The organism is Actinomadura sp. NPDC023710, assembly GCF_040639875.1.
Classification (GTDB): domain Bacteria; phylum Actinomycetota; class Actinomycetes; order Streptosporangiales; family Streptosporangiaceae; genus Spirillospora; species Spirillospora citrea.
In genome coordinates this window covers 1-14,753 of record NZ_JBFAGB010000083.1, presented here as the reverse complement: position 1 = coordinate 14,753, position 14,753 = coordinate 1, and the positions used below count along the sequence as shown (strand labels likewise).

Sequence of the window (14,753 nt, the reverse complement as noted above, 5' to 3'; positions counted from 1 at the left end):
GGTCACTGCCCGGGTTCTGCCTGTCGGCCGCCATCAGCTGGTAGAACGCCGACGGCGTCTGGTTGAGGACCGTGACCTTCTCGGCGGCGAGCAGGACGAGGAAGTCCTCGGGCGACCGCGAGGTCAGGTAGGGAACGACGACGAGCCTGCCGCCGTACAGCAGCGAACCCCACAGCTCCCAGACCGAGAAGTCGAAAGCGTAAGAGTGGAAAAGCGTCCAGACATCACCCGGACCGAAGTCGAACCACCCCTCCGTCGAACGCAGCAACCGCACCACGTTCTGATGCGGAACCACCACCCCCTTGGGACGCCCCGTCGAACCCGACGTGTAGATGACGTACGCCGGATGATCCGGGGAGATCACGATGCCGAGATCGGTGTCGTCGTACCCGGCCGCGTCCAGATCGGTGAGATCCTCCGGGCGCAGGGTCAAAACCGGACGGGCGTCCTCGACCATGTAGGCGATCCGGTCCTCCGGATAGTCCGGATCGATCGGAACGTAGGCCGCCCCCGCCTTCAACACCGCGAGAATGGCCACCACCAGCTCCGCCGAACGCGGCAGAGCAAGCGCCACGAACTGCTCAGGCCCCACACCCCGCTCGACCAGCCGCCGGGCCAGACGATTCGCCCGCGCGTTCACCTCCCCGTACGTCCACGACACACCCTCGAACGACACCGCCACCGCACCCGGACGAACCGCCGCCTGCTCCTCGAACAGCGCGGGGATCGTGGACCGCTCGGCGGGGCGCGCGGACCCGCCCGCCCAGTCGCCGAGGACCAGCGAGCGTTCCCGCGGCGACAGGACGTCGGCGGCGCCGATGGGGGCGTCGGGTTCGGCGAGCAGCGACTCCAGGTACCGCTCGAACCGCTCGACGAGGCCGCGCGCGGTGGCCGGGTCGTAGAGGTCGAGCGCGTACTCCAGCTCGCCGTCGAATCCGTCCTCCCGCTCGGTGAGGATCATCAACAGGTCGAATCGGGACACCGCGGAGGTGAGCGGTTCCAGCTCGGCGCTGAAGCCGGGCATCTCCAGCCGCGCCTCCGGGTTGTTCTGGAACGTCAGCCCGACCTGGAACAGCGGGTGGCGGGCCAGGTGGCGGGGCGGGTTGAGCACCTCGACGAGCCGCTCGAAGGGGACGTCCTGGTGGGCGTAGGCGGCGAGGTCGGTCTCCTTCACCCGTCCCACCAGCTCCCGGAACGACGGGTCGCCCGAGGTGTCGGTGCGGAAGACGAGCATGTTGACGAACATGCCGACCAGATCGTCCAGAGCCTCGTCGGTCCGGCCCGCGATCGGCGAGCCGATCGGCACGTCCGTCCCCGCGCCGAGCCGCGTGAGCAGCGCCGCGAACGCGGCCTGGGCGACCATGAACGGGCTGGCGCCGGTCTCCTGTGCGATCTTCTGCAGGCGCCCGCGGACCTCGGCGCCGAGCCGGAAGCGGGCCGTCCCGCCCCGGTAGGACGACTGCGCGGGGCGCGGCCGGTCGGCGGGCAGCGGCAGCTCCTCCGGCAGCCCCGCCAGCGCCTCGCGCCAGTACGCGATCTGCTGCGAGATCAGGCTGCCGGGATCGTCCTCGGAACCGAACAGGTCCTGCTGCCAGAGCGCGTAGTCGGCGTACTGGACGGGCAGCGGCGCCCATTCCGGGGCCGTGCCGCCGGCGCGGGCCGCGTAGGCGGTGATGAAGTCGCGGGCGAGCGGCGCCATCGACCAGCCGTCGCCGCCGATGTGGTGCATGAGCAGCAGCGCGACGTGCTCGCGCGGCCCGACCCGGAACAGGTGGGTGCGCAGCGGCGGCTCGGCGGAGATGTCGAAGGCGTACCCGGCGGCCATCGCGAGCCGCGCCGGCAGCTCCGCCTCAGTGGTGTCGGCGATCTCCAGCTCGGGCCGCGCCGCGGCCGCGTCCAGGAGGAGCTGGCGCGGCACTCCCCCGCTGTCGGGCAGGACCGTGCGGAGCGACTCGTGCCGTTCGACGAGGTCTCCGACGGCGGCGCGGAGCGCGTCCACGTCCAGCGGGCCGCGGATGCGCAGCGCGGTCGGCATGTTGTAGGTGGCGGACGGCCCCTCGAACCGGCTGAGGAACCAGAGCCGCTGCTGGGCGTAGGACGGCGGGATCACGCCGGGGCGCTCGCGCGGCTCCAGCGCGGGGCGCACGGGCGCGGCGCCGCGGCCGAGCAGGGCGGCGAGGCTCGCGACGGTCGGGGCCTCGAACAGCGCCCGCACGGGCAGCTCGACGTCGAGGGCGCGGCGGACCCGGCTGACGACCCGCATCGCGATGAGGGAGTTGCCGCCGAGCGCGAAGAAGTCGTCGTCGGCGCCGACCCGGTCCACGCCGAGCAGGTCGGCGAAGACGGCGGCGACGGCCTCCTCCGCCTCCCCCGACGGGGTGCGGTACGCGGTCGCCGGGGCGATCGTCAGTTGCGGCTTCGGCAGTGCCCTGGCGTCGACCTTGCCGTTCGGGGTGAGCGGCATCTCGTCCAGGACGACGACGGCGGCGGGCACCATCGACTCCGGCAGGCTCTCGCGGAGGTGGGCGCGCAGCTCCTCGGGGTCGAGGGTCTGGCCGGGCGCGGCGACGACGTACGCGACGAGGCGCTTCTCGCTCGGACCCTCCGCCGACCGCGGGGCCCGGGTGAGGTCCTGCGGAGCTCCGGGCAGGTCGAGGGCGCCGACGGTGACGGCGCCGCCGGAGGCGACGGCCGCCTCCAGGGTCCGCCGGTACCAGCCGGCGAGCCGCTCGGCGGTTTCGCGATCGAACAGGTCGAGGGCGTATTCGAGGGTCCCCGCGTACCCGCCCGCGCGGTCGCGGGCGTCCTCCAGGAGGAACTCCAGGTCGAACTTGGCGACCCCGGCGTCCACCGGCTCGACGGCGACGTTCAGGCCCGGCAGTTCGACCGACGCCTCGGGGTTGTTCTGCAGGGTCAGCATGACCTGGAACAGCGGGTGCCGCGCCAGCGACCGCGCCGGGTTGAGCACCTCGACGAGCCGCTCGAAGGGGACGTCCTGGTGGGCGTAGGCGGCGAGGTCGGTCTCCCGGACGCGGGCGAGCAGCTCGGCGAGCGACGGGTCGCCGGAGGTGTCGGTGCGCAGCACCAGCGTGTTGACGAAGACGCCGACGAGGTCGTCCAGGGCCTCGTCGGTGCGGCCGGCGATGGGCGAGCCGATCGGCACGTCCGTCCCGGCGCCGAGGCGCGTGAGCAGCGCGGCGAGCGCGGCCTGCAGCACCATGAACACGCTGACCTGGTGGTCGCGGGCGAGGGCGCGCAGCCCTTCCGCGAGCTCCGCCGGGACCTCGAAGGCGATCTGGCCGCCCCGGTAGGACGCCCGGTCGGGACGGGGGCGGTCGTGCGGCAGCCTGATCTGGTCGGGCAGCCCGGCGAGTGCGTCCTTCCAGTAGGCGATCTGGCGGGCGGCGAGGCTCGCCGGGTCGCGCTCGTCGCCGAGCAGGGCGCGCTGCCAGAGCGCGTAGTCGGCGTACTGGACGGGCAGCGGCGCCCAGCGGGGGGCGCCGCCGTCGCGGCGGGCCAGGTAGGCGGTGATGACGTCGCGGGCGAGCGGCGCCATCGACCAGCCGTCGCCGGCGATGTGGTGCAGGACGACGAGCAGCAGGTGCTCGTCGTCGCCGAGCCGGTAGAGGTGGGCGCGCACCGGTGGCTCGGCCGCCAGGTCGAAGCCGCGGGTGGCGTCCGCGAAGAGGGCGGCGCGCAGGTCGGCGGGCTCGCTGACCGTCAGGCGCGGGTCGGCCTCGTCCGCTGCGACGATCACCTGGTGCGGTTCGCCGTCGGCGTCGGCGAACAGGGTCCGCAGCGGCTCGTGGCGGGCGACGACGTCGCGCAGCGCGTCCCGCATCGCCTCGGGGTCGACCGCGCCGGTGAGGCGCAGCGGGATCGGCATGTTGTAGGTGGCGGTGAGCCCTTCGAGCCGGTTCAGGAACCAGAGCCGCTCCTGCGCGTACGACACCGGCAGCGGGGCGGGGCGCTCGGCCGCCAGCAGCGCGGGGCGCCCGGCGCCTCCGGCGGAGGCGATGTACTCGGCGAGGCCCGCGACGGTCGGGGCCTCGAACAGCGCCCGGACCGGCAGCTCCACGTCCAGCGCGGCGCGGGCGCGGGCGACGACGCGGGTCGCCTTGAGGGAGTCGCCGCCGTGGTCGAAGAACCCGTCGTCGACGCCGACCCGCTCCAGGCCGAGGACGTCGGCGAAGATCCCGCAGAGGATCTCCTCGCGGGCGTCGCGGGGGCCGCGGGCGGTGAGGGAGGCGGCGAGGTCCGGCTCGGGGAGCGCGGCGCGGTCGAGCTTGCCGTTCGGGGTGAGCGGCATCTCCTCCAGCACGACGATCGCGGAGGGGACCATGTAGTCCGGCAGCGTCCCGGCGACGAACGCGCGCAGCTCGGCCGGGCTCGCGGAGCCGACGACGTAGCCGGCGAGGACGGTGTCGCCGACCGCGTCCCGGCGCGCGAGCACGACGCTCTGCGTGACGGCGGGGTGCGCGGACAGCGCCGTCTCGATCTCGCCCGGCTCGATCCGGAAGCCGCGCACCTTGACCTGGTGGTCGAGGCGGCCGAGGTACTCGATGTGGCCGGCGCGGTTCCAGCGGACGAGGTCGCCCGTCCGGTACATCCGCTCCCCCGGCCCGCCGAACGGGCACGCGACGAACCGGTCGGCGGTCAGGCCGGGGCGGCGCAGGTAGCCGCGCGCCAGCCCGTCGCCCGCGAGGTACAGCTCGCCGGGCACGCCGACAGGGACGGGGCCGAGCCGGTCGTCCAGCACGTAGGCGCGGGTGTTGGCCATCGGGCGGCCGATCGGCGCCAGGCCCTCGGTGTTGCCGTCGTCGTACCACCCGGTGACGAAGATCGTCGCCTCGGTGGGGCCGTAGATGTTGGAGACGCGGGCGTCCGGCAGCAGCGCCCGGACGTCCCGGACGAGCTGCGGCGGCAGCGCCTCGCCGCCGAGCGCCACGTCCCCCGCCTCCAGCCGCAGACCGCCGCGCGCCAGCAGCGCCGACACCGCGGACGGCACGCCGCTGACGAGCGTCCCGGACCAGCCCCCGCGCTCGGCGACCTCCAGCAGGTCGCGGACGACCTCGATCTCGCCGCCGACGGTGAGCGGCACGAGCCACTCGAACACCGACACGTCGAAATTCAGCGACGTGGAGAACAGCACGCGCGCCATCCGGGCGGGTCCGTAGCTCGCCATCGACTCGGCGCAGAAGTCCACGACGTTGGCGTGGGAGACGACGACGCCTTTGGGGCGCCCCGTCGACCCGGACGTGTAGATGACGTAGGCGGGGTTCGCGGGGCGCAGCGGCCGGGCGCGTTCGGCATCGGTGACGTCGTCGCCGCACAGCCCGTCCAGCGACAGCGCGTCGAGTTCGACGCGCGGAGTGGTGCCGGGCAGGTCGGCGCCGGACGTCGTGATGACGCAGGCCGGGGCCGCGTCCTCCAGCATGTAGGCGACACGGTCGGCCGGGTAGGCCAGGTCGATCGGCTGATAGGCCGCGCCCGCCTTCAGCACCGCCAGCGCCGCGACGACCAGGTTCTCGTCACGCGGCAGAGCCAGCGCCACGAAGTCCTCCGCGCCGACACCCCCCGCGATCAGATGGCGGGCGAGGCGGTTCGCGCGGGCGTTCAACTCGGCGTAGGTGAGCCGCGCCCGGCCCGCGACCACGGCGGCCGCCTCGGGCGTCCGGGCGGCCTGCGCCTCGACCAGTTCGGGGACGACGGCCGGGGCGACGGGCAGGTCGGTCGCGTTCCAGCCGCGCAGGAGGGTGTCGCGCTCGGCGTCGTCCAGCAGGTCGACGGCGCTGAGCGGCAGGGACGGGTCCGCGGCGACCTGCGCCAGCAGCCGCTCCAGCCGGGCCGCCATCGACGCGGCGGTCTCGGGGTCGAACAGGTCGAGCGCGTACTCCAAACGGCAGGCGATCCCGGCCGGGGCGCCGGAGGCGTCCCGCGTCTCGTCCACCAGGAGCGCGAGGTCGAAGCGGGACACGCCCGGGTCGACCGGCTCCAGCGCGACCGTCAGGCCGGGCAGCGCGACCCGCGCGGACGGGTCGTTCTGGATCGAGATCATCGCCTGGAACAGCGGGTGCCGGGCCATCGACCGCTGCGGGTTCAGCACCTCGACCAGCCGCTCGAACGGGACGTCCTGGTGGGCGAACGCGGCGAGGTCGGCCTCGCGGACGCGGGCGAGCAGCTCGGCGAACGTCGGGTCCCCCGAGGTGTCGGTGCGCAGGACGAGCGTGTTGACGAACACGCCGACCAGGTCGTTCAGGGCCTCGTCGGTGCGGCCCGCGATGGGCGAGCCGATCGGCACGTCCGTCCCGGCGCCGAGCCGGGTGAACAGGCCGGCGAGCGCGGCCTGCAGCACCATGAACAGGCTGGCGCGGTGGTCGCGGCCGAGCGCGGCCAGCGCCTCGTGCAGGGCGGGCGGGAGCGTGAAGGGGTGCTGGGCGCCCCGGTAGGTGGCGCGCGGCGGGCGCGGCCGGTCGGCGGGGAGGGCCAGCTCCTCGGGCAGGCCCGCGAGGGCCTCGCGCCAGTAGGCCAGCTGCGCGGCGATGACGCTGCCCGGGTCGTCCTCGCCGCCGAGGACCTCCCGCTGCCAGAGGGCGTAGTCGGCGTACTGGACGGGCAGCGGCTCCCAGCGCGGCTCGTCCCCGGCGGCGCGGGCGGCGTAGGCGGTGATGAGGTCGGCGGCGAGCGGCTCCATCGACCAGCCGTCCCCGGCGATGTGGTGCATCACCAGCAGGAGCAGGTGGTCGTCCTCGGCGAGGCGGAACACGTGCGCGCGGACGGGCGGCTCGGCGGCCAGGTCGAACCCGCGCGTCGCGGACTCGAACACCGCCGCGTGGAGGTCCTCCGGCGTGACGTCTCCCTGTGGAGGGACGCCCTCCCCCGCGCCCCGGAAGGGGGACAGGTCGGTGAACTCCGGTTCACGCGCCATCGCGTCCGGCGTGAGGATCCGCTGGTACGGCTCGCCCTCGACCTGCACGAACACCGTGCGCAGCGCCTCGTGGCGCGCCATCATGTCGCGCATCGCGGCGCGGACCGCGGCGACGTCCAGCTCGCCGGTCAGCCGCAGCGGGATCGGGATGTGGTAGGTCGCGTTCGGGCCTTCGAGGTCGTGGATGAACCACAACCGCCGCTGCGCGTACGACACGGGCACGAGGGCCGGGCGCTCGGCGGGGACGAGCCTCGGCCGGGCGTCACCGTCGGCCTCCTTGAGCACGGCGGCGAGCGCGGCGACGGTCGGCGCCTCGAACAGCGCGCGGACGCCCAGGTCGGCGCCCAGCGCGGCGCGGGCCCGCGACACCACGCGGGTCGCCTTGAGGGAGTCGCCGCCGAGGTCGAAGAAGTTGTCGTCGATGCCCACCCGCTCGACGCCGAGGACCTCGGCGAACACGGCGCACAGCGCCTCCTCGCGGGCGTCGCGCGGCCGGCGCCCGCCCGCGGGCGCGGCCAGGTCCGGCGCCGGGAGCGCGGCCCGGTCGAGCTTGCCGTTCGGGTTCAGCGGCATCGCGTCCAGGACGACGATCGCCGACGGGACCATGTACTCGGGCAGCACGGCGGCCACGGACCGCTTCAGGTCGGCGGGGTCCGCCCCGTCCGACACGACGTAGGCGACGAGGACGGTGTCGCCCGCGTTGTCCCGGCGCGCGACGACCACGCTCTGCGTGACGGCGGGGTGCGCGGACAGCGCGGTCTCGATCTCGCCCGGCTCGATCCGGAAACCGCGCACCTTGACCTGGTGGTCGAGGCGGCCGAGGTACTCGATCCGGCCCCGCTCGTCCCAGCGGACGAGGTCGCCCGTCCGGTACATCCGCCCGCCCGGCTCCCCGAAGGGGCAGGCGACGAACCGGTCGGCGGTCAGGCCGGGGCGTCGCAGGTAGCCGCGCGCGAGGCCCTCGCCCGCGAGGTACAGCTCGCCGGGCACGCCCGCCGGAACGGGCCTCAGGGACGCGTCCAGCACGTAGGCGCGGGTGTTGGCGATCGGGCCGCCGATCGGGGCGTGTCCGGCGGCGTTGCCGTCGTCGAACCAGGCCGCGGCGTAGACGGTCGCCTCGGTCGGGCCGTAGATGTTGGAGATCCGCGCGTCCGGCAGGAGGGCGCGCAGATCCTGGACGAGCCGCGCCGGCAGCGCCTCCCCCGCCAGCACCACGTCCCCCGCGTCCAGAGGGAGCGCGCCGGTCGCCAGCAGCGCGGACATCGCCGACGGGACGCCGCTGATCAGCGTCCCGGACCAGCCGCCGCGCTCGGCGACCTCCAGCAGGTCGCGGACGACCTCGATGTGGCCGCCCGCCGTGAGCGGCGTCAGCCACTCGAACACCGACACGTCGAAGTTGAGCGACGTGGAGAACAGCACGCGGGCGAGCCGCTCCGGGCCGAAGTCCTTCCCCGCCCAGGCGCACAGGTCGACGGCGTTGGCGTGGGAGACGACGACGCCCTTGGGGCGTCCCGTCGACCCGGACGTGTAGATGACGTAGGCGGCGTTGCCCGGCCGGAGCGGCCGGACGCGGTCGGCGTCGGACGGGCTCACCGCCGGGTGCTCGGCCAGGTCGAGGGCGTCCAGCAGGACGCGCGGGGTGGTGCCGGGCAGGTCGGCGCCGGACGTCGTGATGACGCAGGCCGGGGCCGCGTCCTCCAGCATGTAGGCGACACGGTCGGCCGGGTAGGCCAGATCGATCGGCTGATAGGCCGCGCCCGCCTTCAACACCGCCAGCGCCGCGACGACCAGGTTCTCGTCACGCGGCAGAGCCAGCGCGACGAAGTCCTCCGCGCCGACACCCCGCGCGATCAGGTGGCGGGCGAGGCGGTTCGCGCGCTCGTCCAGTTCCCGGTAGGTGAGGGTCGTGCCGCCGCGGGTGACGGACGGGGCGTCCGGCGTGCGGGCGGCCTGCGCCTCGAAAAGCTCAGGGACGACGGCGGGCTCGACCGGCGCCGCCGTGTCGTTCCACTCCTCGAGCACGCGGGAGCGCTCCGCATCGTCGAGCAGCTCGACCTCGCGGAGCGGCGTGGCCGGGTCGACGTCGGCGAGCGCGCCCAGGAACCGGATGTACCGGTCCAGGTGCGTGGCGACCTGGCCCTCGGTGTACAGGTCCGGGTGCGCCTCGAAGTCGACGCGCATGCCGGCGCCGTCGAAGTTGTCGTAGATGTTGATCGACAGGTCGTCGATCGGCCCGGTGGTGATCGCGTGCATCCGCGCCGGCAGGCCCGCGAAGTCCAGCCGGTAGTCGAACGCCATGATGTTGATGACCGGCCCGTGGAGGCGGCGGCGCTCGCCGAGCAGTTTCAGGTCCCGCAGCAGGTCCTCGCGCCGGTAGTGCTGGTGGCGCAGCGCCCGCGCGCTCGCCCGCGTCGCCGCGCGGACCAGCTCGTCCACCGTCATGTCCGGCCGGACATGGACGCGCAGCGGCAGGATCGTCGCCAGCATCGCCGGCGTGTCCAGCGCGATCTGCGTCGTGCGGCCGGTGACGGCGAGGCCGAGGACGACGTCCTCGGTGCCCGTCATCCGCGCCACGTACGCGGCCGTCGCCGCGATCGCCAGGCCCTGCGTCGCGGTGCGGAGCCGGCGCGCGCCGACCGCCAGCTCGGCGGTCCGCTCCGGCGGGACGACGGAGATGAGACTCAGGTAGTCGGCGGTCGGCTCGGCCATCTCCTCCGACAGCGACACCGCGACGGGCCGGTCGGCGAACCGCTCGGTCCAGTAGGCGCGGTCCCGCTCGAACTTCTCCGACGCCCGGTACGCCTCCTCCTCGGCGAGGACCCGGCGGTAGTCGCCCGCCTCCGCCGAGACGTACTCGCCGCCGTTCGCCAGCGCCGTGTAGATCTCGGCGGCGCGGCGGCTGATGATCGATCCGCTGTAGGCGTCCTGGATCACGTGGTGCGCGCGGATGAACCAGCGGTGCAGGCCGGGGGCCAGCCGCAGCAGGGCCGTGGAGTACAGGCGCTCGGCGTCCAGCGGCAGCGGCTCCGCCATCGCCTGCCGCATCCACGCCCGCGCGGCGGCGTCCGGGTCGGGCTCCCCTGACAGGTCCACGAGCGGGATCGTGGCGGTCGCGTCCGGGTCGAGCACCTGGTGCGCAAGCCCGTCCCGCTCGGCCAGCCGGGCGTTCATCGCCAGCGCCTCGTGGGCCGCGATGCGCGCCACCCGGTCGAACAGCTCGTGGTCGACCGCGCCCTCGATCTCGATGTACTGCGCGATGTGGATCGGCGTTCGCGGCGCCAGCTGCTGCGCGTACCAGACGCTCTGCTGAGCGGCCGAAAGGGGAACGTACTCGGTGGACATCAAGCGGTGCTTTCCCGGTCGCAGGGGGTTTGCTTCACGCCCGGATTCGGGTCCGGCGAGACGCCGGCGGGCAGAAATTCAAAGAGAATGACCACAGAACTGATCGGGTTTCCCCGTCCCCTTTCACCCCGAGTTCCCTCCGGGGGACGCACATCGCCCGCACGATCCCGGAGTCAACGCCCTGTGTTCCGGCCAATACGGAGCGCCGCCGCTTTCCGCCCTCGCCCGTCTTCCGCCCGCGTCCCACGATCTACTCAGGAGTAGCGGGGTCACAGTCAACCAGCCGGTCACATGCCTCGCAATCCCCTCAAAAGCAGAACTTGCCCCACCCCATTGCTAACAGGAGTGACAAAATCATCGGCCGCCCGGTCCGTTCCGGACCGGCCGGACGCTCGCCGGGTGACAAAGGTTGACAACCGAATCCGGCCAGTCCGGTCACGTTCGGTGAACGGCGGGCCCGCTACCTGCCCGGGTACTCGTGCACCACCACCGCGGCGGCCCGCACCGCCGGGTGGCGCTGCAGCACCGCCTCGATCTCGCCCAGCTCCATCCGCACCCCGGCGATCTTGACCTGGCGGTCGACGCGCCCCAGGTACTGGAGGGTGGGACGGTCCTCGCCGCCGGCGCCGGGCGGCAGCAGCCGCACCGCGTCGCCCGTCCGGTAGAGGCGCCCGGTCGGGGACGCGCCGAAGGGGTCCCGGTAGAACGCCTCGCGGGTCCGCTCGTCGTCGCCGAGGTAGCCGCGGCCGACCACCACGCCGCCGACGAACAGCTCCCCGGTCTCGCCGACGTCGCACGCCGACCAGGTGCCGTCGGCCGTGGCGCCGTCCGCCTCCGGCCGCAGCACGTACAGGCGCGCGTTGACGATCGGCGTCCCGATCGGCAGGCGGAGAAGGTCCAGGTCACCGGCCGTCACGGTGTGGTGGGTGACGTCGTCGGAGCACTCGGTGGGGCCGTAGGCGTTCAGCAGCCGGGCGTGCGGCATCGCCTCCAGCCAGCGGCGGGACAGCTCGGCCGGCAGCTCCTCGCCGGTGGCGATCATCCAGCGCAGGCCCGCCAGCGGGCGGGGCCCGCCGTCCCGGGCCGGTGAGGCGCCGGGCGCCAGGTCGTCCAGCAGGTGCCTGACCATGGTCGGGACGAGCTCGACGACCGTGATGCCCTGCCCGTCCACCGCGCGGGCGAACGCGACCGGGTCGTGGCCCACCTCGTCGCCGATCACGTCCACCCGGCCGCCCAGCAGCAGCGGGCAGAGCATCTGCCAGATCGAGATGTCGAACCCCAGCGGGGCGGTGAACGCGACCACGTCGTCGCCGGTCAGCTCCAGGTCGATGACCTTCGCCCAGAGGTGGTTGAGCATGCCCTGGTGCTCGACGACCGCGCCCTTGGGGCGGCCCGTCGACCCCGAGGTGAACAGCACGTAGCGGGGCTGGTCGAGCGCGCTCAGGCGCGGCTCCCCCGCCCACGGGGCGAGGCCGTCCGCCCGCGCGGCGCCGACGACGCGGCACCCCGCCTCCGCCGCCCCCTCCAGCAGGGCCGGCGCGACCTCCCGCGCGTCATCGCGGGAGGACCACACACCACGCTCCCCGGCCGCTGCGCGGTCCTGAGCGTCAACGGTGATCAGCACGGACGCGCCCGCCTGGCCGAGGACGTCGCGGACGCGGGCGGCGGGCCAGGTCTCGTCGGCCGGGACGTACAGGGCGCCGACCAGCTCGATCGCGAGGAACGCGGCGATGACGCCCGCGCACCGGCCGCCGCCCACCCCGACGACCGTGCCGGGGCGGACGCCCTCGTCCTCCAGCAGCGCGGCGAGCCGGCGCGCCTCGGCGGCCAGCTCGGCGTAGGAGAGCGTCCGGTGCTCGTCGGCGACGGCGGGGCGGTCGCGCTCGGCGGCGATCCGCTCCACCCGCGCGATGACCGGGCCGGCGAGGTCGACGTCCCGCTCGCGGAGCATCCCGAGCCGCGCGGCCAGCTCGCGGGCGCGCTCCGCCTGCGCCGCGGGCACGTCCAGGGCGGGCAGCCCGGCCAGGGGGAGCAGCCGGTCCACGGCGGGTCCGCGAGCACTCATCTTTACTCTCCGTGTTGTAGAACTTCTCCGCTGTAACAGCAAAACAAGCGGCCGCCATAGCCTAAGTCCGGCCCGGCAGAAGCACCACGCATTCTGCCCTACCGGCGGGTAATCAGGGGGTTGCGGCAGCAAGATGCCCGAAGGTACCGTGATGCCTCGCCATGGCTCTGGCGTGAAGCCCGCGGCGAACTTCGGGGGAAGACGAGGGAATTGCTTCTTCATTTCAGGGTGGCAGCGTGCCGATAATAACCTCGCCGCAGGAATTCAATGTCGACGACCTTTACGTCGATCTTCGGCCTGTCATCGAACGCCCGCTCTACCTCAAATGCGAGGGCTTCAACTTTGCCGGTTCGGTGAAACTGAAGGCGGCCGCGGCGATGGTCGAGGCGGCCGAGCGGGACGGCGCGCTCACCCCTGACTCGATCATCGTGGAGTCGTCGTCGGGCAACCTCGGGATCGCGCTCAGCCTGATCGCCGCGAGCCGCGGCCTGCGGTTCGTGTGCGTCACCGACCCGCGCTGCAACCCGGCGTCGATGCGGGTCATGCGGGCCCTCGGCGCGGAGGTGCGCGTGGTGTCCGACCGGGACGCCAACGGCGGCTACCTCGGCGGGCGCATCGACTACGTCCGGAACCTGTGCGCGTCCGGCGGCGGGTACGTGTGGCTGAACCAGTACGCCAACCGCAACAACTGGCTGGCGCACTACCGCGGGACCGCCCCGGCGATCGACCGCGAGTTCCCCGACCTGGAGGTCCTGTTCGTCGGCGCGGGGACGACCGGGACGCTGATGGGCTGCGCCCGCTACTTCCGCGAGCACCGCCGGCCCGTCACGATCGTGGCGGTGGACGCGGTCGGCTCGGTGACCTTCGGCGGCCTCCCCGAGCGCCGGATGGTCCCGGGCCTCGGCACCAGCAGCAAGCCGGCGCTGGTGGACGAGTCGTTCATCGACGACGTGGTGCACGTCCCCGAGACCGACACGATCCGGACCGTGCACGCGCTGGCCTCGCGCGGGTTCCTGTTCGGCGGCTCCACCGGCACCGTGGTGTCGGGCGCCTCCCGCTGGCTGGAGGCCAAGTACCCCGGCGAGGACCCCGTGGCCGTCGCCATCGCCCCCGACCTCGGCGAACGCTACCTCGATTCCCTCTACGAGGAGAACTGGCTGCGCGAACACTTCGGCGACCCGGCCGCTATCCTCGGCGACTGATCATCTACAGGAATACGGAGTTCCGCCCATGACGCAGGCCCCAACGTTCGCCGTGGTCTCCGGCGCCCAGGTCCACGAGGCGGTCGCCGGGCGCGAGGCGGAGGTCACCCGGATGGTCGAGGCGGCCTACCGGCTGCACGGCGAGGGCCTGACGGTCAACCCCGACTCCTACTTCCTGCGCTTCCCCGACCGCCCGTCCGACCGGATCATCGCCCTGCCCGCCTCGGTCAAGGGCGGCGTCGGCGTGCACGGCATCAAGTGGATCTCCAGCTTCCCGGGCAACGTGGCGAGCGGCGTCCCGCGCGCGTCGGCCGTGCTGATCCTCAACGACGCCGAGACGGGCTACCCGTTCGCGTGCCTGGAGAGCTCCATCATCTCCGCCGCCCGCACCGCCGCGTCCGCCGCGCTGGCCGCCGCGGCCCTCGCCGACCGCCGCGGCGGGCGCCCCCGCCGGATCGGCTTCGTGGGCGTCGGCCTCATCGCCCGCTACATCCACACCTACCTGGCGGGCAACGGCTTCACCTTCGACGAGCTCGGCGTCCACGACCTGTCACGCGAGCACGCCGAGGGCTTCCAGGGCTACCTGGAGCGCACCGAGAAGGGCGCGATCACGATCCACGACTCGGCCGAGTCGCTGATCCGCTCGTCCGACCTGGTCGTCTTCGCGACCGTCGCGGGCGAACCGCACGTCACCGACCCGGGCTGGTTCGCGCACAACCCCCTCGTCCTGCACGTGTCGCTGCGCGACCTCTCCCCCGAGATCATCCTGTCGTCGTACAACGTCGTGGACGACGTCGAGCACTGCCTGAAGGCCGACACGTCCCCGCACCTGGCCGAGCAGCGGGCCGGCCACCGCGACTTCGTCGCCGGGACCCTGTACGACGTCCTGACGGGCACGACGGCCCCGCCCGCCGACAAGCCGGTCGTCTTCTCACCGTTCGGCCTCGGCGTCCTGGACCTGGCCGTGGCGAAGTACGTCTACGACCAGGTCGCGTCGTCGGGCGCGCTGAACACCGTCCCCGGCTTCTTCCACGAGATGAAGCGCTACGGCTGACGCCCGGTCGCGGCGAGCGAGCCGAGCAGCGCGAGGGCCTCGGCGCTCGCCGACCCGGGCTCGGCGGGCTAGGTGTACTTGGCCATGATCTTGGTGACACCTGACCGGTAGGTCTTTGATCAGCAAGAGGACCTCCTGGCGTAGTGGAGTTTCACCGACTTC

Annotated in this window: 4 protein-coding genes; 2 read left to right on the top strand and 2 right to left on the bottom strand. The window is 73.6% G+C overall.

All coding sequences use genetic code 11. The features are described 5' to 3' along the window. Nucleotides 1-10,270: amino acid adenylation domain-containing protein (locus AB0H37_RS44180; RefSeq protein WP_360618711.1), on the bottom strand; the 10,270-nt coding region annotated here is incomplete at its 3' end. Nucleotides 10,271-10,730: 460 nt separating this feature from the next. Beyond that, a complete protein-coding gene (locus tag AB0H37_RS44175; protein WP_360618709.1) occupies nucleotides 10,731-12,335 on the bottom strand; it encodes an amino acid adenylation domain-containing protein in 1,605 nt (534 codons plus the stop codon). 236 nt (nucleotides 12,336-12,571) lie between these two features. On the opposite strand from AB0H37_RS44175, the gene sbnA reads away from it, so the two are divergent. Next, on the top strand, nucleotides 12,572-13,537 hold the full coding sequence (gene sbnA / locus AB0H37_RS44170; RefSeq protein ID WP_360618708.1) for a 2,3-diaminopropionate biosynthesis protein SbnA: 966 nt from the start codon (nucleotides 12,572-12,574) through the stop codon (nucleotides 13,535-13,537). 28 nt (nucleotides 13,538-13,565) lie between these two features. Continuing rightward, nucleotides 13,566-14,591, top strand: coding sequence for a 2,3-diaminopropionate biosynthesis protein SbnB (sbnB, locus tag AB0H37_RS44165; protein ID WP_360618706.1), 1,026 nt, complete (start codon nucleotides 13,566-13,568; stop codon nucleotides 14,589-14,591). Nucleotides 14,592-14,753 lie beyond the last annotated feature (162 nt).